General features: G+C 60.7%; 23 protein-coding genes, 1 tRNA gene, 2 pseudogenes and 1 riboswitch. Of the genes and pseudogenes, 6 read left to right on the top strand and 20 right to left on the bottom strand.

The window, feature by feature from the left end; genetic code table 11:
• Positions 1–148: 148 nt before the first annotated feature.
• Entirely contained in the window at positions 149–295 is a 147-nt protein-coding gene (locus V7773_RS10755; RefSeq protein WP_336073332.1) for a hypothetical protein, read from the top strand.
• 59 nt (positions 296–354) lie between these two features.
• Here the strand turns inward: V7773_RS10755 and V7773_RS10750 are convergent, their stop codons facing one another.
• The 5 genes and pseudogenes from V7773_RS10750 to V7773_RS10730 all read right to left on the bottom strand — a co-directional run bounded on the left by V7773_RS10750 (position 355) and on the right by V7773_RS10730 (position 2,840).
• Positions 355–765: a type II toxin-antitoxin system HicB family antitoxin gene (locus V7773_RS10750; RefSeq protein ID WP_092148680.1), complete on the bottom strand. Its 411-nt coding sequence runs from the start codon at positions 763–765 to the stop codon at positions 355–357.
• Between the two features lie 40 nt (positions 766–805).
• A pseudogene (locus V7773_RS10745) lies at positions 806–982 on the bottom strand (type II toxin-antitoxin system HicA family toxin); the annotation flags it as partial.
• Positions 983–1,251: 269 nt separating this feature from the next.
• Positions 1,252–1,611 (bottom strand): helix-turn-helix domain-containing protein, encoded by a 360-nt coding sequence (locus V7773_RS10740; protein ID WP_336073365.1) that lies wholly within the window; start codon positions 1,609–1,611, stop codon positions 1,252–1,254.
• Positions 1,611–1,913 (bottom strand): type II toxin-antitoxin system HigB family toxin, encoded by a 303-nt coding sequence (locus V7773_RS10735; protein ID WP_336073331.1) that lies wholly within the window; start codon positions 1,911–1,913, stop codon positions 1,611–1,613. Before V7773_RS10735 ends, V7773_RS10740 begins: the two co-directional genes overlap by 1 nt.
• 297 nt (positions 1,914–2,210) lie before the next feature.
• Positions 2,211–2,840, bottom strand: coding sequence for a LysE family translocator (locus V7773_RS10730; protein WP_192263340.1), 630 nt, complete (start codon positions 2,838–2,840; stop codon positions 2,211–2,213).
• Positions 2,841–2,984: 144 nt separating this feature from the next.
• Between V7773_RS10730 and V7773_RS10725 the strand changes: the two genes are divergently transcribed.
• On the top strand, positions 2,985–3,467 hold the full coding sequence (locus tag V7773_RS10725; protein WP_063322558.1) for an Lrp/AsnC family transcriptional regulator: 483 nt from the start codon (positions 2,985–2,987) through the stop codon (positions 3,465–3,467).
• Here V7773_RS10725 and V7773_RS30425 read toward each other — a convergent pair.
• Complete coding sequence (locus V7773_RS30425; protein ID WP_442963471.1) at positions 3,349–3,627, bottom strand: DUF3077 domain-containing protein; 279 nt, start codon at positions 3,625–3,627, stop codon at positions 3,349–3,351. The two genes, V7773_RS10725 and V7773_RS30425, sit on opposite strands and share 119 nt — an antisense overlap.
• Before the next feature lie 420 nt (positions 3,628–4,047).
• On the opposite strand from V7773_RS30425, the gene V7773_RS10715 reads away from it, so the two are divergent.
• Both V7773_RS10715 and V7773_RS10710 read left to right on the top strand, forming a co-directional pair.
• Positions 4,048–4,242 (top strand): hypothetical protein, encoded by a 195-nt coding sequence (locus V7773_RS10715; protein ID WP_063322557.1) that lies wholly within the window; start codon positions 4,048–4,050, stop codon positions 4,240–4,242.
• A 130-nt stretch (positions 4,243–4,372) separates the two neighbouring features.
• The gene (locus tag V7773_RS10710; RefSeq protein ID WP_063322556.1) at positions 4,373–4,558 is read left to right on the top strand and encodes a hypothetical protein; all 186 of its coding nucleotides are present in this window, start codon (positions 4,373–4,375) and stop codon (positions 4,556–4,558) included.
• A gap of 110 nt (positions 4,559–4,668) precedes the next feature.
• Here the strand turns inward: V7773_RS10710 and V7773_RS10705 are convergent, their stop codons facing one another.
• From V7773_RS10705 to V7773_RS10645, 13 genes and pseudogenes are all read right to left on the bottom strand, one after another.
• Positions 4,669–5,250 carry a hypothetical protein gene (locus V7773_RS10705; RefSeq protein ID WP_063322555.1) on the bottom strand — a complete coding sequence of 194 codons (582 nt, stop codon included), beginning with the start codon at positions 5,248–5,250 and terminating at the stop codon, positions 4,669–4,671.
• 141 nt (positions 5,251–5,391) lie between these two features.
• Positions 5,392–5,465, bottom strand: a tRNA-Gly gene (locus tag V7773_RS10700).
• Positions 5,466–5,627: 162 nt separating this feature from the next.
• Entirely contained in the window at positions 5,628–6,512 is an 885-nt protein-coding gene (locus tag V7773_RS10695; RefSeq protein WP_063322554.1) for an alpha/beta fold hydrolase, read from the bottom strand.
• A 309-nt stretch (positions 6,513–6,821) separates the two neighbouring features.
• Positions 6,822–7,514 carry a pseudouridine synthase gene (locus V7773_RS10690; RefSeq protein WP_336073327.1) on the bottom strand — a complete coding sequence of 231 codons (693 nt, stop codon included), beginning with the start codon at positions 7,512–7,514 and terminating at the stop codon, positions 6,822–6,824.
• Positions 7,515–7,549: 35 nt separating this feature from the next.
• Positions 7,550–7,768 (bottom strand): cysteine-rich CWC family protein, encoded by a 219-nt coding sequence (locus tag V7773_RS10685; protein ID WP_072347095.1) that lies wholly within the window; start codon positions 7,766–7,768, stop codon positions 7,550–7,552.
• A pseudogene (locus V7773_RS10680) lies at positions 7,761–8,378 on the bottom strand (GGDEF domain-containing protein); the annotation flags it as partial. The gene V7773_RS10685 and the pseudogene V7773_RS10680, both read right to left, overlap by 8 nt.
• A 311-nt stretch (positions 8,379–8,689) precedes the next feature.
• Entirely contained in the window at positions 8,690–10,468 is a 1,779-nt protein-coding gene (gene atzF / locus V7773_RS10675) for an allophanate hydrolase (protein WP_336073326.1), read from the bottom strand.
• A gap of 22 nt (positions 10,469–10,490) precedes the next feature.
• Complete coding sequence (uca, locus tag V7773_RS10670; RefSeq protein ID WP_336073324.1) at positions 10,491–14,171, bottom strand: urea carboxylase; 3,681 nt, start codon at positions 14,169–14,171, stop codon at positions 10,491–10,493.
• Between the two features lie 198 nt (positions 14,172–14,369).
• Positions 14,370–15,011 carry an urea amidolyase associated protein UAAP2 gene (locus V7773_RS10665; protein WP_336073323.1) on the bottom strand — a complete coding sequence of 214 codons (642 nt, stop codon included), beginning with the start codon at positions 15,009–15,011 and terminating at the stop codon, positions 14,370–14,372.
• A gap of 12 nt (positions 15,012–15,023) precedes the next feature.
• Positions 15,024–15,749: an urea amidolyase associated protein UAAP1 gene (locus V7773_RS10660; RefSeq protein WP_063322547.1), complete on the bottom strand. Its 726-nt coding sequence runs from the start codon at positions 15,747–15,749 to the stop codon at positions 15,024–15,026.
• A gap of 13 nt (positions 15,750–15,762) precedes the next feature.
• Positions 15,763–16,551, bottom strand: coding sequence for an ABC transporter ATP-binding protein (locus V7773_RS10655; protein ID WP_336073322.1), 789 nt, complete (start codon positions 16,549–16,551; stop codon positions 15,763–15,765).
• A complete protein-coding gene (locus tag V7773_RS10650; RefSeq protein ID WP_336073321.1) occupies positions 16,548–17,363 on the bottom strand; it encodes an ABC transporter permease in 816 nt (271 codons plus the stop codon). The genes V7773_RS10655 and V7773_RS10650 overlap by 4 nt, the downstream gene beginning before the upstream one ends.
• Before the next feature lie 15 nt (positions 17,364–17,378).
• The gene (locus V7773_RS10645; protein WP_336073320.1) at positions 17,379–18,446 is read right to left on the bottom strand and encodes a putative urea ABC transporter substrate-binding protein; all 1,068 of its coding nucleotides are present in this window, start codon (positions 18,444–18,446) and stop codon (positions 17,379–17,381) included.
• 60 nt (positions 18,447–18,506) lie between these two features.
• Positions 18,507–18,608, bottom strand: a riboswitch (guanidine-I (ykkC/yxkD leader).
• Between the two features lie 304 nt (positions 18,609–18,912).
• Between V7773_RS10645 and V7773_RS10640 the strand changes: the two genes are divergently transcribed.
• Positions 18,913–19,341, top strand: a complete 429-nt coding sequence (locus V7773_RS10640; RefSeq protein ID WP_092148636.1) for a hypothetical protein — start codon at positions 18,913–18,915, stop codon at positions 19,339–19,341.
• A 92-nt stretch (positions 19,342–19,433) separates the two neighbouring features.
• Here the strand turns inward: V7773_RS10640 and V7773_RS10635 are convergent, their stop codons facing one another.
• On the bottom strand, positions 19,434–20,546 hold the full coding sequence (locus tag V7773_RS10635) for an enoyl-CoA hydratase/isomerase family protein (protein ID WP_092148633.1): 1,113 nt from the start codon (positions 20,544–20,546) through the stop codon (positions 19,434–19,436).
• Between the two features lie 131 nt (positions 20,547–20,677).
• On the opposite strand from V7773_RS10635, the gene ung reads away from it, so the two are divergent.
• On the top strand, positions 20,678–21,370 hold the full coding sequence (gene ung, locus V7773_RS10630) for a uracil-DNA glycosylase (protein ID WP_336073319.1): 693 nt from the start codon (positions 20,678–20,680) through the stop codon (positions 21,368–21,370).
• The last annotated feature ends 14 nt before the right edge of the window (positions 21,371–21,384 follow it).

Genomic DNA, 21,384 nt, shown 5'->3' with positions numbered 1-21,384 from the left:
TGGTGTGACAGCAACGAAACGGTGAAAATTCTGCTTACATTTTCAGGCGCCGCTGTTCGGCAAGGTTTTTCGTGCAGCCTGAAAATCATCGCAACCAATTGCTGTGTTGGCGGGTCACTCCTTAAGGCCCTCAGCTTCGGAGTCCACCATGAACCTTGCACGCACAGTTTGCCTTGCCTGCTGCTTGTTCACCCTGCAAGGCTGTTTCGACAACTCGGATAACGAGACCAAGGACAACACCGACGGCACCAAGTCTTCGGTGCAGATGCAGGAGTCTGGAAAGGAGAACAACTAGCCGTCTGGCTGAGTCCTGTGGGAGCGAGCAAGATCGCTCCCACAGGTAGTGGCGGCTTCTCACCGGCCTTGTTGCAACACCTTCAGCGCCGCCGACGCCAGGAAGCCGGAGCGACTCTTCTCTTCAGGATGGTGCAGCACGTATTCATCGATACGATTGAGCAGATAACCGGGCAACGTGATGTTGAGCTTCTGGGCCTTGCCCAGGTACTTAGTGACATCGATGTCCACCAGCGCCCAAGTGCAGCCGGCATACTTTGGATTAGCTGCATGTAGGGTGACGGTGTTGGCTGGCGGAATCGCCGAACCGTCCTCGGCCAAAATCTCGAAGTGTCCCTCAATGGCCTCACGCGCCATCGCCATGGCCTCGTCCAGGTCATCGCCTGCGGAAAAACATCCGGGAATATCCGGCACTTCAACACCCCAGGCGTGCTTGTCATCGCCCATGGAAATCGCAATCGGGTAAAGCATATTCATCGTCCTCCGGGAACGTCGCGCAACGGGCCGGCTGAAGCAGCGCCTGTTGCAAAATACTGATGGCCGTTTTCTTGAGCAGGTCCTTCTTCGGATGAGGAACCGTGACCAATCCCGGCTTGGTCGGGTGCTTGAAGTGATGGTGGCTGCCCCGAACCCGCACCAGATACCAACCGTCTGCAATGATTTGGCTTATCAAGAATCGGCTATTCACAACACCTCCGTGTGGTGTGCTTGGTGGGTACTATACCTACTGAAATTTAATGATCAACACTATAACCACCAGGGACGACACTGGCGGGTGGCTGAGTGGGTTGCTTCGAAGTGTAGAAGCCGCGCCCGGTAAGGACTGCGGGAGAGAGGGAGTGAGTTATTTCGGGATGTGATGAGGGGGGTAGTGACTAAAACGAGGACCTCAAAAACCGGTCACGATGGACCGGTTCTACTTGAGATGTTGGTGGGATTGGTCGATGCCATCACGTGTTAGGCAACGTCCGCCAAAAGGCTCTCGTAAGGGATTCGCAATCCATCGTGAAGGCGTTTAATCATCGCCAGACTCAGTTTGCGTTTGCGGTTCAGCACTTCAGATACACGCCCGCTCGAACCGAGGAACGGTTCCAAGTCGCGCGCGGTCAAGCCTTGCTGATCCATCCGGAATTTGATGGCCTCAATTGGGTCGGAAGGCGGCATTGGGTAGTGCTCGTCCTCATATTTTTCGATCAGCAAGGCAAGGATTTCCAGCTCATCGCCTTCAGCCGAACCGACTTCAGCACCCCAGAGTTGCTCGATGCGCGCAAAGGCTGCATTCAAGTCGTCTTGGCTGCGAATGGGTTTGATGTTCATCATACGGTCTCCGCATTAATTTGGTCGTACTGGGCATGGGTTCCGACGAACCGGACAAAACCGAGCTGGCGCTGATAGTCGATCGCCAGAATGATTCGGTATTTGTTACCGCCAATGTTGAATACAACCCTGCTGCTTTTGAGAATGCTGGCTGTTCCGAGTTCTGCCTTAATCTCTTGAGGCGTGTGATAGGTTGCTTTCTCCATGTGTCGATACCATTCAACCAGTGGAATCTGAGAGTCGGTATAAGCCGGATTACTTTCCCAAAATTCCCGCAAGGTACCTCTCGCAATAATCCGCACCCATTACCTCCCGTTTTGGGAGGAGTCTAGTCTGAGCATCCCACCATTGCAAATGGTGCTTAATGGGAACGGAGTTGAGGGGGCTGAAAGGTCCGCTCGACCCCTAGCACCCCATGCTAGTGCGCTATTCCCGATGGTGAAGAAGTACATCAGAAGACGCCTGGTTCGATTTACTGACATTTGGAATGTGATTACGACAGGTGATGCCACGTGGCGAGGGAGCTTGCTCCCGCTGGGCTGCGTAGCAGCCCCCGGTTTACTTCGCTCCAGGTCCCGTCCGACCAGCTTATCCAGGCACTAGGCCTGCTGCACAAACGTCAGCCGCACCGCAAACCCAATCAAAAGACTCCCAAACAACCACTGCTGTACGCGCTGGGCCGAAGGGGAGCGTTGAAGCCAGCGCCCAAGCGCGACACCTACCAGCGCGTAGGCGCTATCAAACAACAAACCCACGCTGACCAATACCACGCCCAGGGACGCAAACTGTCCCAACACCGGTCCGCCCTGTGGATCGATGAACTGCGGCAATAACACCGAGCAAAACAACAATGCCTTGGGGTTGAGCAGATTGGTCAGCAGACCGCGCCGAATCGCCTGGTACCAACGCCGCTTTCCGGCCTCGATACCGGCTCCTTCAAAACTCGGCAACAACGTGGTCCTCAGGCATTGAAAACCGATCCATAACAAATAGGCCGCCCCGGCCAGGCGTACCGCGTCAAAGGTCCAGGGCGCGGTCTTGAACAATGCCGAAAGCCCCAATGCGGCCAGCGCGACATGACATCCCCGGGCGACGCCCAGGCCCACCGCCGTCGCCAGCGCCGCGCCCTTGCCCTGGCGGGCACCGGTTTGCAGCAGCAGGATCATGTCCGGCCCAGGCAGCACATACACCACCATCAAGGCCATCAGGAACAACCAGAGCTCTGCCATGCCACACCCCCTTCATCGACGATTCGGTCGTGCCAGTCTAGGGCCGAAGGGCAGGGCAGGTGGTTGCGAAGTCAGCTTCTAAAGCTCAGAAAATTGGCATAACCTGCCATGTACTCGTGTTATTCAATCGGGAAATGCCAATTCATGAAACTGGATGCCTTCGACCGCAAAATCCTCGCCGCGCTGCAACGCGATGGTCGCCTGAGCAATGTGCAACTGGCCGAAGAAATTGGCCTGTCCCCGTCACCCTGCCTGCGCCGCGTGCGGATGCTCGAAGACGCCGGTGTGATTCGTGGTTATCAAGCCATTCTGGATCGCGACGAAGTGGGCCTCGGGCTGACGATCTTTGTCGGCGTGAAGGTCGAACGACACAACGACGAACAAGCCGAAGCGTTTCGCCAGGCGGTCACGGCGTTGCCGGAGGTGATCTCGGCGTTCCTGGTCTCAGGCGAATCGGATTTCCTGTTGCAAGTGGTGGTGCCGGATCTGCGGGCCTACGACCGGTTCCTCACCGGGCGGCTGCTAAAGTTGCCGGGGGTGAGTGACATCCGGAGCAATTTTGCGATTCATACGGTGAAGACGCCGGGGGCGCTGCCGTTGGGGCATCTGCCGGGGACTGAGCAATGAACGACACAAGTGGGCGGCCAAGATACAAAAAGCAAAGATCCGACGCCCGTTCCAGTGCCTCTTGGATGGGGAATCCGCCGTTGACCCGGAACAGCGCTCGATCAGCGGAATAGTTGAAGGGGGTGTAGCCGATGGTTTTTAGTTCAGTGTTTTCGTTCATGGCCTGCCTCTGTCGATCGAGAAACAGTAGGTTCGGGGCCTGAGCTTTGGCTGGTTTGAAAGTGATTTGATTTGCTGCGAGGTACGCATTGTCTAGCTCCCGTGAAGCGCGGTTGCTTGACTCGCGGGTTTCCAAGCCCCGATCGCTGATTTGCAGCGACGTCTGGAGAGTGGCTCGAAGGACAAGCGCAACAAGGCGAAACTCGCCGAAAAGTAAAGTATGCGCACCCCCTACGCAATTCTCGGATTCGGCCTACAAATTAAGCGAGAGCCGCCCGCTATCCACAACTGCGCAGATAGGAAATAGTGCTCCGCAGACGGACTACACGGTTGGCAACGAGCCATTGATGTCCGACAGATTTTTCCGGCTTCGCAGAAAACGACGCTTAATGCGGCGGCTCAAACCTTGGAAGGATGATCAATGCTTCAGAACGACCGCGATAATTTAGAACTCGATAAACTATTGATCGAAACCCGAAAGCTGTTGGCTGAGACTCGCAAACTTACGGCCGAGGAAACGAAGCTGAAGCACGAGGCCTTCTGGTATCCATACGCAGTAGGGGCAGGGGTTGCGACTGCCCTTGTCGCCGTTGCGGGTTTTGGGATTAAAATTTGAACGCTGGTTCGCCACAATGCGCCAATACCCACCCTACATTACTGGTACTTGAGCTTTGCAAGCATACGGCTCACATTGCTCGAAATGGTTCAGACTCAGCACGACCCGCGACCTCGGAGGAGAAAGAAACATGCCTACACCTCGTAGTTACCAAGCAAGCATCGAGCAATTGCATCAAGAGGTAGAGGCGTTAGCTGAAGAGATGAGACGCCCGGCCCCGGCCACATTCCGCGTTACGTTTTTGCCGTTCAGCATCGGTGCCGCGTTCGCCCTGACCCTGTTTGCCGTCGTCGCTTTTGTCGCAAGGCATGTTTGATTTTCTGTCCACTTTTCGGCACAGCCCAGTCCGGTTTGGTCAGCACCCTTACCGCCTACCAGTTCCCCTCTTGGTGAGGGCGCGGTGAAATTTTCGCCATGAGCGCTCATTCATGCTCTTGGCGTACTGCTCTTCAAAGCGCCTGCTGCGCAACGCCTCGCAATAGCCTTCAGCATGCGCCGACGGATAAGCCCGCTGACCGGGCGAATCAAATACCAATACGACGTAAAACTTCGCAACGCATCCGCGTCGAGGCAATGCACCCGTGTCTGCGTGGTGACCCTCGTCAGCCCCGATCGCAGCAACTGGCAGCTGAAACTGATGACCAGCTTCACATTCCCCGGCTCATTGAATAGCTCGAACGCTTCGGCATCCGCGACAACGACTTGGCCGTAGTCAGCTTTCCACAGCTTGCCGGCGAGTCCGTAAGCGACCTCTACGTCGCCGTTGCGCTGAAGCAATGTGAAATTATCAATGCCGAATGAAGCGCGTTGATCAGCGCCTGGATGCGGAGATCGACCCAGCAGGCGCATGGGGAGTTCGCGAAGCTTGATTGCATACCGAAAGAAACGGTCGTCTTCGGGGCGGTGGTCGAGGATTGCCGCCATGGCACGGGAAGGGTCTACGGGGATGTCCACGGTATGCAATTCACTGAACTGATACGTAGGCAGATATGAGTCAATCAGGTGCATCCTTGCTCTCCTTCATAGGTACTCGATGTGAACCTCAGGGGCGCAAATCCCACAAAATTCCAGACCAAAAAAAACCGGCCACCAAGAGCCGGTTTTTTTATCCTTCGCCAAAAAACACACAGCGCAGGACCAGAATTCGATTGGAGCGGGTGAAGGGAATCGAACCCTCGTTATCAGCTTGGGAAGCTGGAGTAATGCCATTATACGACACCCGCTCAGAGCGGCTGACTTTGTACCAGATGTGGCCGAGGATTTGAAGTTTTTCTTTACGTACGGCGAGGTCACCCGTCTACGCAAGCCTTAAACCAGAGCGGTCGTTCGCGGGCAAGCCCCGTTGCCAGAAGCGTAGGGCGGGGCTTGCTCGCGAGGACTCGGTTTCAGATAGCCAGTGCATGGTAGTCCTGCACGTAGTTGTAGCGTGGTCGACTTTCGTGGTGGGCCGGTTTCAGGAAGTCCAACAGGGCGTTGCGGCTGTCGCGGCAGGCGGCCTTGTGTTCCATGTCCAGGAAGTGCCCGGTGGCTTGCAGTGTGCTGAAGCTGCTGTACTGCACGTGATCGGCAAAAAGCCTGGCGTCGTCGGCCGCGGTGTATTCGTCCCATTCGCCGTTCAGGAACAGCACCGGCACGTTGATTTTTTTCGCCGCGTTGACGTAGCACAACTGGTCGCTGTGAAGCACATCGCTGATGTGGAAGTGCATCTGCCCGTACTCATGCTCGGCCAAACTGCTGACATGGCGATAGTTGAAACGCTTGAACAACGGCGGCAAGTGTTTGCCGATGGTGCTGTTGACCAAGTGTCCGACACGGTCGCCGTCCAGGCTGCTCAGGTAATCCACGCCGCGCTCCAGGTAGTCACGCATCGGCGCATTGAGTACCGGTGAGAACGAGCTGATCACGGCTTTTTCGATGCGCCGTGGGCGCTGGGCCAGGGCGGTCAGCGTGGCGGCGCCGCCCCAGGAAAACGACAGCACGTGCTCGGCGGCGAAGTGGTCGATCAGTTCCAGGAGGATCTGGCCTTCGACCTCTTTCGTCAGCATGGTCTCATGCCGGTTGTGGGCTTTGGACTTGCCCGCGTAGGGTTGGTCGTACAGCACAACATTGAATTGCGGGTAGAGGTTTTTGGCGGTCTGTGCAAACGACGCAGTGGTGGCCATTGAGCCGTTGACCAGGATGATGGTCTTTTGTGCGGCGTCTGCGCGATAGAACTCCGTGTAAACCCGATACTGACCCTGTATATCCAGCACAGCGATTTCTGGCCTCATGTCATAAGACTCCTGGCAAGCGGGTATGCGCGCAATGAGATTGCACGGGCAATGTGACAGGTAGGCATACGCCTGGAAGATAAGGCCCATGTCGATCCAAAAAAAGGTCGACGGGTGTTGTTATAGGCGGGCAGTTCGCCGGCGGGACAAGGCGGAACCTGAGGGTTCCGGCCGGCAAAAAGTTTCTTGGAAGTATGTTGTGACTCATCGGTCACATTTCGGCCGACGGTTTGATTCAAGCAGGGGGCCGACCGTTGCGCAAGTACCTATCGGAAAATTGTTCGACACTTCTGCCCAGCGGTAGCAGGTTCAGATGAGATGGACTTCTTCAAGGCTCAAGGCGCGGTACTGGCCCGGCTCAAGACGGGCGTCCAGTGTCAGTGGGCCCATGCGCTCGCGGTGCAGGCGCAGCACCTTGTTGTTGAAGTGGCCAAACATGCGCTTGACCTGGTGATAGCGCCCTTCAACGATGCTCAAGCGCGCCGATCTGGGCCCCAGCAGCGTCAGCTCAGCAGGTTGGGTGGTGAGGTCTTCGAAGGCAAAGTACAGGCCCCGGGCGAAAGTGTCGGCGTATTCGGCCGTGATGATTTGCTCGGTTTCAACGTAGTAGACCTTGGGCAATTTGGTCTGCGGTTGGGTCAGGCGCCGCGACCAGGCGCCGTCATTGGTGATGAGCATCAGCCCGGTGGTGTTGAAATCCAGGCGTCCGGCGATGTGCAGGTCGTCCTTGTCCGGTTCGTCCAACCGGTCGAGCACCGTGGGGTGTTGCGGGTCGCGGGTTGCACTGACACAGCCGGGCGGCTTGTGCAGCATGAAGTAGCGCGCTGGCCGGCCTGCTTGCAGCACTTCGTCGTCGACTTCTACACGGCTGAATTCGCGGACTTGTGCATGGGGATCGCTGACGGTCTGTCCGTCGATCCGCACCCGGCGTTCCACCAGCAACAGGCGCACTTGTTGGCGATTGAATCGCGGCAGATTACTGAGGAAACGGTCGACGCGCATGGGCAGTTCAGGCAAGGCAACGGAGGGCGGGCATCTTACGCGATCGGCTGAGGCTTGGCGCGCAACTGGGCTTGGACCTGGGCGCAGCGTGGGCACAGGCAGGATTGATCACGCAGCTCGGCTGGCAATGCTTCAAGCACGGCCGGGTCGATGCTCACGCCGTAACACCAGCAGGCGCGGTCGGCGGTTCGTGGGTCGGCCAGGGTGCAGTCATTGGCACCGCCGCAGGCCGGGCAAAGATCGGGTTTATTCATAACTGGAATGAGGCATTTCCACGCAGGTTCGATTGCGCCCGGTCTGCCGGGCGCGTTGCAGCGCATGATCGGTCCGCGACAGCAGGCTGTGCAAGGTGTCTTCGTCCTGCAAGGTGGTGAGGCCGAGACTGACGGTGACCAGCAATTGTTTTCCACTGCAGAAATAGCGCTGCTTTTCGATGTGCTGACGAATTTTCTCTGCGATCTTCAGACCGGTCTGTCCATCGATGTCCTTGAGCAGGACGACAAAGGCTTCCGTGCTCCAGCGACACACGATGTCCGAATGCCGCAGGTTTTGTGTCAGGTCGCGGGCGAACCCGGCCAGCAGTTGATCGGTGGCGACATGACCATGGGTGGTGTCCAACCGCTTGAAATCGTCCAGTTCCATCAGCAGCGCAGTCAAGGGTTTGGGTTCGCGCTGGGCTTCATGGAGGGCTTGCACGGCCAGCAGATCGAAGCCACGGCGATTCGGCAATTCGGTCAGACTGTCGAGGGTGGCTTGGGCGTCGATGCGTTGTTGGTAACTGTTGATCAACCGATAAAGGATTGCCAGGACAGCCAGCGTCACGAGTATGCCGATCAACAGGTTCAGATACAGTGTCTTGAGGATGTTATCGCGTACCGAGGCATGGGCTGCGTAATAGCCCAGCAACGCAATGATCAGGAATCCGGTACCCAGCAGCGCCACCACGGCCAGGAGCGGCTTGCGCTGGGAATACAACGGCGAACGGAGCGACATGGCGATTCCCTTGGCGCAGACCCAATGAAGTCAGTTTAGTGGCCTTGTGGGAAAAGACAGTCGAATTTGCAGGTTTGTGGGACCGTGGCGAGGGAGCTTGCTCCCGCTGGGCCGAGAAGCGGCCCCGAAAGCGTCTGCTTCGCAGCCGAGCGGGAGCAAGCTCCCTCGCCACAGGTTCAGCTTTATTCCAGGCTACGCAGATAAGCCCGCCATCCCCCCAGATGACTGATGTCCTGCGCGCCCTCCAAACCATAGGCCTCGCAAATGAATCCGCTTTCCCAGCGCCCATCGGCCAGTTGCACCTTGCCCAGCCCCAACGGTGCGGGGATGCCGGTCAGGAACGAACCCAGTTCGCTGCTCGGCAGCTCCCAGACTTCCACCTCGATCGCTACGCCGCCTTTACGAACCCGAACCATGCCGGGACGCAAGGGTGGGCCGCCGGCCAAGGCATGGAGGCGGTAGTCCGGTGAGCTCTGGGTGGCCTCGATCAGCCGGCCACCGCGTTGCTTGAGCTGCCAGTTCAGCGCCAACCCGTCCAGGTGTGCGCCGCACACGACCAGCCGTGCCCGGTCGTGGCGCGCCGGGTGGGCGGGAACAGGCAAGGCCTTATCCTGTTGACGCTGCAAGGCATCGGCCACGCTCAAGAGGTATTGATCGGTGAACGCTCGACCGAACAGCGTCACGCCCCAAGGCAAGCCGTTGGCCATGAATGCGCTGGGCACGGCGACGGCGGCGTAGTCCAGCAGGTTCATGAAATTGGTGTAGTACCCCAGCTCCGAGTTGCGCAGCACCGGTTCGGCGGCCAGTTCGGCGAGGGTCACCGGTCGGCCGATGGTCGGTGTGAGTACGCAATCAAGCGCCTCCATGGCCCGGTCGCATTGGGCTTTGAGCGTTTGCAAACGGTAGCGGGCGCGGAAGGTTTGTACACCATCCACCGTAGGCGCTTTCGCCAATACGGCACGGATGACGGGCAGTACGGCGTCGGGCTCGCGCTCCATCAATGGGCCGGCAACGCTGTAGCGTTCGGCCACCCACGGGCCTTCATAAAGCAGCCGTGCGGCTTCCAGGAACGGCGACAGGTCCAGTTCCACGGCTTCGCCGCCCAGGCGTTCGAGTCGCTCGATGGCATCCAGAAACAGTTGCGGACCTTCAGGACAGCCGAAAAACGCCAGGTCTTGCTGGCGCGGCACACCGAAGCGAAAGCGCCGGGGGGCGCCGAACGCGGTGCCATCGTTCCACTGCGGGTTGTGGCGGCTGTAGTCGTCACGAGGGTCTGGACGGGCCGTCAGCGCTAACAGCTGGCTGGCTTCCTTGGCCGTCGCCGTGAAGGTCGTGACGCAGTCCAGCGTGCGACAGGCCGGGACCACGCCCGCCGTGGAGATCAGCCCCAGGGTGGCTTTCAATCCCACCAGGTTGTTCAGCGCGGCGGGCACCCGACCGGAGCCGGCGGTATCGGTGCCCAAGGCAAAGCTCGCCACGCCCAGGGCCACGGCCAGCGACGAGCCGGCGCTCGAGCCACCCGCCGGGTAGTCGGGCAGCACGCTGTTGCGGCAGGCGCCGTAGGGCGAGCGAGTGCCATTGAGCCCGGTGGCGAATTGGTCGAGGTTGGTCTTGCCCAGGGGGATCGCGCCCAGTGCCAGCAACTGTTCGACGATGGTGGCCGAACGTGGCGGTACGTAGGCAAACGAAGGGCAGGCGGCAGTGGTGGGAATGCCGGCCAGGTCGATGTTGTCCTTGATGGCAAAAGGTACGCCGTACAGCGGCAGGCTCTCGAGGTCGCGGCCTTCCAGCGCGGCCAGGTAGGGTTCCAGTTCCTCGGCCGTCAGCAGGTGGATGAACAGGTGATAGTCCGGGTTCAGCGCCGCGGCTTTTTCCCGCAGCTCCAACAGCAATGTCCGAGGCGTCAGTTCGCCGCTGCGGTAGGCATTGCGCAGGTCGTCCAAGCGAAGAGAGAAGTTCATGGGGTTAATCCTTTGATTGAGTTCAGTCACGTTCCAGCACCACGACGCGCTGTCCGGCGCGCACTGCCGAACCGGGCTGGACGCGCACCTCGCGTACCAAGCCGGCCACGGGTGCCAGCACCGGGATTTCCATCTTCATCGACTCCAGGATGACCAGCACATCGCCAGCGGCGACCCGAGCGCCAACCTCCACCTGCACCTGCCAGAGGTTGCCGGCGATATGGCTGTCGACACTCAGTTGACCGTCAGTCAGCGGCGAATCTTCGCTCGGTGCGATGGCCGGTTCTTCGCTGTCGAAGTGCGCCTGGCCACTGGCGATCCAACGCTCGCGCTCGGCCTCGAAGGCGCCTTGTTGCTGGCGGCGGAACGCGGCGATGCTGTCAGCCTCCTGCGCCAGGAAACGCTGGTAGTCAGCGAGATTGAGCTGGCTATGCTCGATCTTCAGGTCGAAGCGGCCCAGGGGGAAGTCCCGGCGGATGCGCAACAGTTCATCGGCACTGACCGGGTAGAAGCGGATCTGGTCGAAGAACCGCAGCAGCCACGGCTTGCCGTCGAAGGCGGCGACGTCCCGATAGCGGTTCCACATCTGCAACGTGCGCCCGACGAACTGATAGCCGCCCGGGCCTTCCATGCCGTACACGCACATATAGGCACCGCCGATGCCCACCGAGTTTTCCGCGGTCCAGGTCCGGGCCGGGTTGTATTTGGTTGTCACCAGCCGATGCCGTGGGTCCAGTGGCGTGGCGACCGGCGCGCCGAGGTAGACGTCCCCCAGGCCCATCACCAGGTAGCTGGCGTCGAACACCGTGCGCTGCACTTCGTCGAGGTTGGGCAGGTCGTTGATGCGCCGGATGAACTCCAGGTTGCTCGGGCACCAGGGCGCGTCCTTGCGCACGGTGGTCATGTATTTCTCGATGGCGAGTTGGCAAGCCGGATCGTCCCAGGACAATGGCAGGTGGACGATGCGCGACGGCACTTGCAGATCCTGCGCGGCGCACACGGCGTCCCATTCACCGACGATGAGCGTCAGCAGATCGGCCAGGGGCATTTGCTCGGGTTGGTAGTGCACTTGCAGCGAGCGAATGCCCGGCGTCAGGTCGATCACGCCGGGCAGGTGTTTGTGTTCCAACGCTTGCATCAAGGCGTGGGCGCGAAAGCGCAGCACAAGGTCCAGTTCGGGGGCGCCGATTTCCAGCAGCAGGTGGGTGTCGCCGGCCAGGCGAGCGACCAGGCGGGTATCGTCCTGGCCGATATCCAACACCACAGGCGACCCCCATTTCTGTGTGTGCCCAGAACCTGTGGCGAGCGAGCTTGCTCGCGCTGGGTCGCGAAGCGGCCCCAACTCTTTATCGGTAGGATCATTGTCTGGCGAGTGCTGCGCACTCGAGCGGGAGCAAGCTCCCTCGCCACAAGGGATGTGTGTCGCCAGTGAGCGGGCGGTCGATATGTCCACCGGCACAAACCGCACCTTGTCCCCTGCCTTGAGTTGCCCCAACTGCCAGAGGTCCGCTTCGATCACCGTCACCGGGCAGACGAAACCGCCCAGGCTCGGGCCGTCGGGGCCGAGGATGACGGGCATGTCGCCGGTGAAGTCCACGGCACCGATGGCGTAGGGGTTGTCATGGATGTTGGAAGGGTGCAGCCCGGCCTCGCCGCCGTCGGCGCGCACCCATTCGGGTTTCGGCCCGATCAGGCGCACGCCGGTGCGGCTGGAGTTGAAGTGCACTTCCCACGCCGTGTCGAAGAAGGTCTGGATGTAACGCTCGGTGAAATATTCCGGCGCGCCGTGGGGACCGTAGATCACGCGGATCTGCCGCACGCTTGGCAGTTCCAGGATCGGCGCGCTCGTTGGCGGCGGTGTCGTGTGCTCGCTCAGCGGTGCCAGGTGCAACACGTCGCCGGTACACAACGCTCGTCCGCCGTGGCCGCCAAACTGGCCGAGGGTGAAGGTGCTTTTACTGCCCAGGTAATCCGGCACTTGCACGCCGCCTTGCAGGCACAGGTAACTGCGTGCCCCGGCGCCAGAGATGTTGCCGATCGCGAGGGTGGCGCCGGCAGCAATCGACAACGGTGTATTCATCGGCACCGCTTCACCGTCGAGCGTGAGGGCAATCACCGCACCGGTCACCGCCACTCGGGCGGCGCAGTTGAAACGCAGCAGCGGCCCGTTCATGGTGATTTCCAATGCCGCCGCACCTTCTTCGTTGCCCAAGAGGCGATTGCCCAGGCGCAACGATCGACTGTCCATCGGTCCTGACGGCGGCACCCCCACCGCCCAATAACCGAGGCGGCCGGGATAGTCCTGGACGCTGGTCTGGGTGCCTGGACTGAGCACTTCAACGGTGTGGGCACGATAGACCAACGTCTCCAGGCAACGGGTCCAGGGCTGGCCGCTGGCAAACGGTGTGTCGAGGAGAATTTGTTGCAGGTATTGGCGGTTGGTCTCGACGCCGTACAGCAGGCTTTCATCCAGTGCTTGATAAAGGCCCAGGCGCGCTTGCTCGCGGGTCGGCGCCCAGCGAATGACCTTGGCGATCATCGGGTCGAAGTAGGGCGGGATCTGGCAACCGGCCTCGACCCAGGTGTCGATGCGCAGTGTTTTGCCGTCGGCCTGGGGAAATTTCACGGCGGTCAAAAGCCCAGGGCTTGGCTGGAAATCCCGGCCTGGGTCCTCGGCATACAGGCGCGCCTGGATCGCGTGGCCCTCGGCTTTCAAACCTTGGCCCAGCTCGTTCAGTGGCGGTAAATCACCGGCCGCCAATTGCACCATCCAGCGCACCAGGTCCACGCCCCACACCTGCTCGGTGACGCCGTGCTCCACTTGCAGGCGGGTGTTCACTTCCAGGAAATAGAAGCGCCCGGCGTCGCTGTCGAACACGAATTCCACAGTGCCGGCGCTGCGGTAGTTCACGGCTTGGGCCAGTTGGATCGCCGCTGCGCAGAGTTCGTCGGCCATGCCCTCGGGCAGGTTCGGCGCCGGGGTTTCCTCGAGGACTTTCTGGTTGCGCCGTTGCACCGAGCAGTCGCGCACGCCCAGGGCGATCACCTGGCCCTGGCCGTCGCCGAACACCTGTACCTCCAGATGCCGTGCGCGTTCGATGTACTTCTCGATGAACACTCCGGCATCGCTGAAGTTGTTCTGGCCCAGGCGCTTCACAGCTTCGAAGGATTCGCTCAGCTCAGCGGCGCTGCGACACACGCGCATGCCGATGCCGCCGCCGCCGGCGGTACTTTTGAGCATCACCGGATAACCGATCTGAGTGCCGGCCAGTAGCGCGGCGTCGAGGCTGTCGAGCAGTTCGGTGCCTTCGAGCAGCGGCACGCCGTGTTGCCGAGCCAGGTCGCGGGCGGTGTGCTTGAGGCCGAACACGCGTAGTTGCTGTGGTGTCGGACCAATGAAGGCGATCCCGGCCGCTTCGCAGGCTTCGGCGAAGGCTGCGTTTTCCGAGAGAAAGCCGTAGCCGGGATGAATCGCCGTCGCGCCACTGTTTTTGGCGATCGCCAGGAGCTTGTCCACCGCCAGATACGTATTGGCCGCCGCGCCTTCGCCCAGGCTGTGGGCTTCGTCGGCCTGCAAAATATGCAGGCTGGCGGCATCGGCTTGGGAATACACCGCGACACCTTGGACCTTCAGTTCGCCCAAGGTCCGCAGGATGCGGCAGGCGATGGCGCCACGGTTGGCAATCAGGATTTTTTCGAACATGGCATTACCCCTCAGGCATACAGGTCTGCCTGAATTGGGATGCGGGCCGTCCCGCAGTTTTCGATGGCCGCCGGGGTCGTCCCAGGTGGCGAAACTTCCAAACACCTCATCCCCTGTGGGGTTCATGAAGTTATTTGATGCACTGCCCCGACCTGCTCTGGCACAACGCGAACAGCCAGCGCCGCAGGCGGGTGAGTTTCAGTTCCATATCAAAAGCTCCGCAGGCGTGGGGTTGTAGGCGTTGCACGGGTTGTTCAGTTGCGGGCAGTTGGAGATCAACACGATCACGTCCATCTCGGCCCGCAGGTCGACGTATTTGCCTGGCGCCGAGATCCCGTCTTCGAAGGTCAGCCCGCCAGCGGCGGTGACTGGCACGTTCATGAAGAAGTTGATGTTCGGCCCGATATCGCCCTTGCCCAGGCGACCGTCGTGGGCACAGGCCCGCAGGTAGTTATCACGGCAGCTGTGCATGTAGCGTTTCTCCAGGGCGTAGCGCACGGTGTTGCTTTCCTGTGCGCAGGCGCCGCCGAGGGTGTCGTGGCGCCCGCAGGTGTCTTCGACGATGGTCAGCATCGGGTGGCCGAGGTTCGAATAGAGCACGCTGCCGGTGCTCAAATAAACGCTGTTTTGCCGGCGCAGGGTGCGCTGCACGTCGTAGCGTTCCTTGGGGTTGGCCAGGCTGTAGAACAGCGTATCGACCGCCTGGTTGCCTTCAAGGTCGAGAATGCGCAGGGTCTGGCCCGCCTTGACCTCCACCAGCCAGGGTTCCCCGGCGGGAATCGTGGCACGGTAGACGGCGGTGTCGGGTTGCTTGTGTGCGGTGGCGATGGCGTGTGACATGGCAGCGATCCTTCAGGCGAACAGGCGGTCGGTGTTGATGAAGCCGCGTTGGTTTTCCGGGCGCGAAAGGCGGCAGTGCTCGGCGACGCTGGCATCGGCATTCATCCAGCTGAGCTTGAGCGGTTGCGGGGCGTATTGCGGGTTCGGGTCCATCGGGTGTTGCAGCGCGGTCAGCACCACCAGGGTGTCCATCGGCGCGTACAACTCGATGTAGTCGCCGGTGAGGGAATTGCCCTCGACGAAGTGAAAGTTTCCGGCCTCATCGACATCGACCCGGCTGAACAGGTTGAGGGTCATCAGCAGGTCGGACAGGCCCAGTCCCCATTTGCCCAGTTCCACCAACAGGTTGTCGGTGCCGTTGCGAAAGAAGCCGTTGCGCAGTTCCTGGTAGCGGCCCTGACCGTATTTTTGCGCGACTTCCTCGGCGCAGAGCACGCCGCCCAGGCTGTCGCTCCAGCCGCAGGTGTCGGCGGTGATGGCGGCGAGCACTCGGCCCATGTCCGAGTACAGGCAATGGCCGGCGGTGAGTTTGGCGGTGTGTTGGCATTTGAGGCTATCGGGCAGGTTCAGGCGTTCGGTTTTCTCGTTGGCATTGAGCAGCGTCAGGCTCACGTTGGCGCCGCCGCGCAGGTCGGTCAGGCGTAGCAGTTGGCCGCGCTTGAGCACGAAGGAACGGTGGCCGCCGCCGGGCAGCAGTTCTTCGGCGAAAGGCGTAAACAAGTGGGTCGAGTCGGTCATGAAAAAACTCCGTTCAAGCAATACGCAACGTGCCGGCCAGTTCGGCAGGCAGGGCGTCGACGGCGGCACGGGCGGTGCGGCGGTCGCTGTTCAATGGGATGTCGTAGGTGATGCGGGCGCCATAGGCGCCGGGGGCGTGGGGATCGACGCGGACCTTGTCGAACACCAACAGGCGTGTGCCGAGGCTGAAACCTTCGGACAGGTCGTGGGTGACCATGAACACCGTCAGCCGGGTTTCGCGCCACAGCTCCAGCAACAGGGCGTGCATGTCTTTGCGAATGCCCGGGTCGAGGGCGCCGAAGGGCTCGTCCAGCAGCAGGACACGCGGCTTCATGATCAGTGCCTGGGCGATCGCCAGCCGCTGCTGCATACCCCCGGACAGTTGCGCCGGGTATTTATCCAGCGCATGGCCGAGGCCGACTTTTTCCAGTAGTTGTGCGGCTTCTTCGCGGGCCTGGCGCTTGGCGCTGCCGAACAGCCGCCCCAAAAGTGCTGAGCGCGGCAACTCCAGGCCCAGGGTTACGTTGTCCAGCACGCTCAGGTGCGGGAACACCGAATAACGCTGGAACACCACGCCCCGGCTGGCATCCGGCTCGCCGGCCAAGGGTTCGCCATCGAGGAGAATCTGTCCGCGGCTGGCGCGTTCTTGGCCCAGCAGTAGCCGCAGGAAGGTCGACTTGCCACAACCCGACGCGCCTACCAGGGTGCAGAACTCCCCTTCGGCGACCCTCAGGTTCAAGCGCTCGAGCACCACCTGATCGGCGTACTGCTGCCAGACGTTGTTCACAGTAATGAAACTCATGCCTTCGCCCCTTCATACCAAGGGAACGCTTGCCGGGTCAGGCGCTTGAGGCACCAGTCCATCAGCCAGGCGAGTAGGGTGATCCACACCACGTACGGCAAGATCACGTCCATCGCCAGGTAACGACGCACCAGGAAAATCCGATAGCCCAGCCCATCGGTGGAGGCGATGGCTTCGGCGGCGATCAGAAACAGCCAGGCCGAACCGAGCATCAGCCGCAGGGAAATCAACAGGCGCGGCAGCAATTGCGGCAGCACCACCCGCAGCATCAGGGTCCAGGTCGAAGCGCCCAAGGTCTGGGCCTTGATCAGCAGTTCGGGCGGAATTTCCCGGGCGCGCTGTTCCAGGTCGCGAGCCAGGCACGGTGTGATGCCAATCACGATCAGCATCACTTTCGACAGTTCCCCCAGGCCAAAGACGATGAACAGGATTGGCAGGATGGCCAGCGGCGGCACCATCGACACCACGGTGAGCAGCGGCGATAACGGCGCGCCCAATAGCGGCAACGTGCCGGCGGCGATGCCCAGGCACAGCCCAGCCAGGGCACTGATGCCCAGGCCGATGGCCAACCGACGCAGGCTCGAGGCGGTGTCTTGCCAGAGCAAGTAATCGCCACTGCGGGCGTCGGTGGTGAAGGCCAGGCGTTTCACCGCATCGGCCATCTGCACGGCGCTGGGCAGGAGCTTGTCGTTGGGGTTGTCCGTCAACCGTTCGGCCGAGCCCATGAAGTAGGCGAGCAACACCAGCGCGAAGGGCAGGATCACCAGCAACAAGCGGCTGGGACGATCCGGGTAGCGGTTGATCAGGCGCATGCCAGGTCCTCCGGTTTACAGCTTGGCGTCGGCGGCCAGCTGTACGTAGGTTGGGTCAAAGCGCAGCTTGAGGTTGGCCTTGTCGCCGCGGGTTACGCCATTGGCGAACGCCATGCCGACTGCGTTGGCGTCCTTGGCGCCTTCGCCCAGCAAGCCGTGCTGGAACGAGAAGTTGGCGACTTTGCCCATGGTGGCGGGCAGTTGTTCGCTGGTGGCGAAACCCAGGGCTTCCTTGGGCGTGGCGAACAGCTTGGTGGTGTCCAGTTGCGCCTGGAAGCCGGCCAGGTCGGTTCCCGAAGCCTTCGCCATGTGCTCCAACGCGCTCTTGCTCGCGGCGTTTTTCGCGTTCATCAGCGCCACCACTTCAAACCAGGCGCCGGTCAACGCTTTGCCCAGGGCCGGGTTGTCCTGCAGGGTCTGGGTGTTGACCACCATCATGTCCATGATTTCGCCAGGGACCTGGCTGGAATTGAACACTTCGCTCACGCCGGGCTGGGCCTTGATGTCCGAGAGCATCGGGTTCCAGGTGGTGACGGCCTTGACCTGGTCGGTGTTGAAGGCGGCAGAGATGTCGGCGTCGGAGGTATTGACGACTTTCAGGTCTTTCTCGGCGAGACCAACCGAATCCAGGGCGCGGGCCAGCAGGTAATGGGACACCGACAGTTCCACCAGGTTGACGTCCATACCCTTGAGATCGGTGACTTTCTTGCCTTCGCCCTTGAGGACGATGCCGTCGTTGCCATTGGAGAAGTCGCTGACGATCAGCGCGGTGCTGTCCACGCCACCGGCGGCGGGAATGGTCAGGGCGTCCATATTGGTCATGGTGCAGCCGTCGAACTGACCGGCGGTGTACTGGTTGATGGATTCGACGTAATCGTTGAGCTGCACGACATCGATCTTGATGCCGTATTTTTTCGCCCATTTATCGACGATGCCTTGGCTACCGGCGTATTCCCAGGGCATCCAGCCGGCGTAAATGGTCCAGCAGACGCTGAAGTGGTCTTTTTGAGCAGCGGCGGATGAGAAGCTCACGAGGGCCGAGAGGACGGCGAGGAGCAGGGCGGACAGACGAAGCTTGAGCATGGTGGTTCTCCAGTTGATCAAGGGCGGACAGGAGCAACGCGGCACCGCGAACGGTGGCTTGTCTCCCGGGCTTTTGTCCCGCCGTGTAACCTCAACTGGAGGTCGCCAACTCTCGGACCAGTCACTCGCCAGAGGCGAGCCGGAACCCTAGTCAGCCATTGCAAATTGTGGTGCCGCGAACCTGTGATGACTCCTGCACGGAATTTGTTAAAGCGAGAGCCGTGCCAATTCGGGCAAAGGCCCGGGATAGAGAGGGCAGGAGTTGGGGAAGGACGATTGAGGGCGGATTTGTGCTTGCTTGTGGTGCCGTCGCGCACCGGAAGAGGGCGACGAGCGACATGTTTCTAGTTGTTGCCAGGTCGCACCAGATTCCGATTTTGCTGTCTGAATATGCGTCAGTCACACAAAGTTGGCTGCCGCCCATCAGCGTCGCTGATGCGGCTCATTCGCGGTCCAGGAGGCCGCCATGTATCGACGACTGCTCCTCATTGCGTTTCTCGGTTTGACTCTTTCGGCCTGCGTGCCTTACTACGACGGAGACTCGAGCTACTACCGTTCCGAGGTCTATACCTCACCGGCACCGGTCTATTACGGTGGCGGGAGTTATTATTCGGCTCCGCGTGGCTATTACGCCCCGCGGTATTACCAACCGGCGCCGCGCTATTACTCGGCACCGCGTTACTACCAACCGGCGCCGCGCCATTACTCGGCACCGCGTTACTACCAGCAAGGCCCACGCTACTACTCGCCACCGCGAGCGGCGTACCGGTCTTATCCGAATCGGGGTGGCTGGGACGGCCATGACCGGGGCGGCTGGAATGACGACCGACGCGGTCGAGGCGGACGTGATCATCGGGGACGCGGCGATCACGATGGACGGGGCAGTCACCGCTGATCCCAGGGCAACAGAAAGCGGCGCATAAAGCGCCGCTTTTTTGTGCCTGCAATAAACCCGATGGGATAGCTCTTGTGGGAGTTGCTGACTCGTTACTCGTTAGACAAATCCGCCAACGGATGCCGACCTTCCCACGCCTTGTGAAAGTGCGCCTCGACCGCCGCCTCGGGCACATGGTTGATGTCCGGCCAGTGCCAACGGGGCTTGTGGTCCTTGTCGATCAGCCGCGCGCGCACGCCTTCGCTGAATTCCGGATGGCGACAGCAGTTGAGGCTCAAGGTGTATTCCATCCGGAACACGCCGGCCAAGGACAAATGCCGGGCACGGGCGATCTGTTCCCAGACCAGATGAGCGGTCAGCGGGGAGCCTTCGCTCATGGTCTTGGCCGCGCGGGCGATCAACGGGTCCGGGTGGTCCACCAACAAACTGAGCGCTTTCCAGGCGCAGCGCACATCGCTGACATCCAGCCATTCATCGATTTTCTGCCGACGTGGTAGCCATTGGGCTTCGGGCATTTGGCCGACCGCTTCCTGTTGCAGGGCCTTGAGCAGGCTGTTGAGCTGCACCTCGGTCTGTTCCTGCCAGTTGAGTTGCAGTAGGCCTTCGATCAGGTCGTCCTGTTGTTCATCCAGCAAAAAGCGGTCGGCCAGGTCCAGGTCGATGGCGTCCCGGGCATTCATGTGGGCGCCGGTCAGGCCGAGAAACAGCCCGAGCTTGCCGGGCAGGCGCGACAAGAACCAACTGGCGCCGACATCCGGGTACAGGCCGATGCTGATTTCCGGCATGGCCAGGCGACTGCTTGGCGTGACGATGCGGGTACTGGCGCCTTGCAGCAGGCCCATGCCGCCACCCAGTACATAACCATGCCCCCAGCACAGCAGGGGTTTGGGGTAGGTATGCAGGTTGAAGTCCAAGCGGTATTCCGCGGCGAAGAATTGGGCCGCCAACGGCGGCACTTCGCCGGGATGGGCGCGGCAGGCCTCCACCAAGCTGCGCACTTCACCGCCGGCGCAGAAGGCCTTGGCGCCATTGCCGCGCAACAGCACACACACGACCTGTGGCTCCCGGGCCCAGGCATCGAGACGATCACGCAAGGCGTTGATCATCGGCAGGGACAAGGCATTCAAGGATTTTTCGGCGTCCAGGGTGGCGATGCCGATACGGGCACCGTCGATGCCGGTGAGCTCTTCGAAGTGCAGATTCATCGTGACCTCGATCAGAAATTTGAATAATCAGTATGACCGCTGCGTGGGAAAGTGCTGGTTCTGCGTCAGATCAATTGACAAGCCATGTAGGCTTTCCTAGGGTGCGCCCATTGTTTTTACCGGATGCAACCATGACTGCCGACGACCGTATCAAACTCGAACCGAGCTGGAAGCAGGCACTGCGTGCCGAGTTCGACCAGCCCTACATGGCGGAGTTGCGTGAGTTCCTACGCAGTGAATACGCCGCTGGCAAGGAGATCTATCCGCCGGCTCCACTGATTTTCAACGCCCTCAACTCCACGCCGCTGGACAAGGTCAAGGTGGTGATCCTCGGCCAGGATCCGTATCACGGCCCGGGCCAGGCCCATGGCTTGTGTTTCTCGGTGCAACCGGGTGTGCCGGCGCCGCCGTCGTTGGTCAATATCTACAAGGAGTTGAAGCGCGATCTGAACATCGACATGCCCAACCACGGCTATCTGCAAAGCTGGGCCGACCAGGGCGTGTTGCTGCTCAACACTACCATGACCGTGGAGCGTGCCAACGCCAACGCCCACGCAGGCAAGGGCTGGCAGCATTTCACCGACCGGGTCATCGAAGTGGTCAGCGAACACCAGCAGAACCTGGTCTTCCTGTTATGGGGCGCCCATGCCCAGAGCAAGCAGAAACTGATCGACGCTACCAAGCACTTGGTGCTGACCTCGGTTCACCCGTCACCGTTGTCGGCTTATCGGGGTTTTCTGGGGTGCGGGCATTTCAGTCGGGCCAACAAGTTCCTCGAGCAACATGGCGAGGCGCCTATTGATTGGCGGTTGCCGCCGCTTTAAGTGGTCGGCAGTCA

It is taken from the genome of Pseudomonas sp. 3JA (assembly GCF_036961705.1).
In the GTDB taxonomy this organism is placed as follows: Bacteria; Pseudomonadota; Gammaproteobacteria; order Pseudomonadales; family Pseudomonadaceae; genus Aquipseudomonas; species Aquipseudomonas fluorescens_Q.
This window is presented reverse-complemented; position numbering and strand designations above follow the sequence as displayed.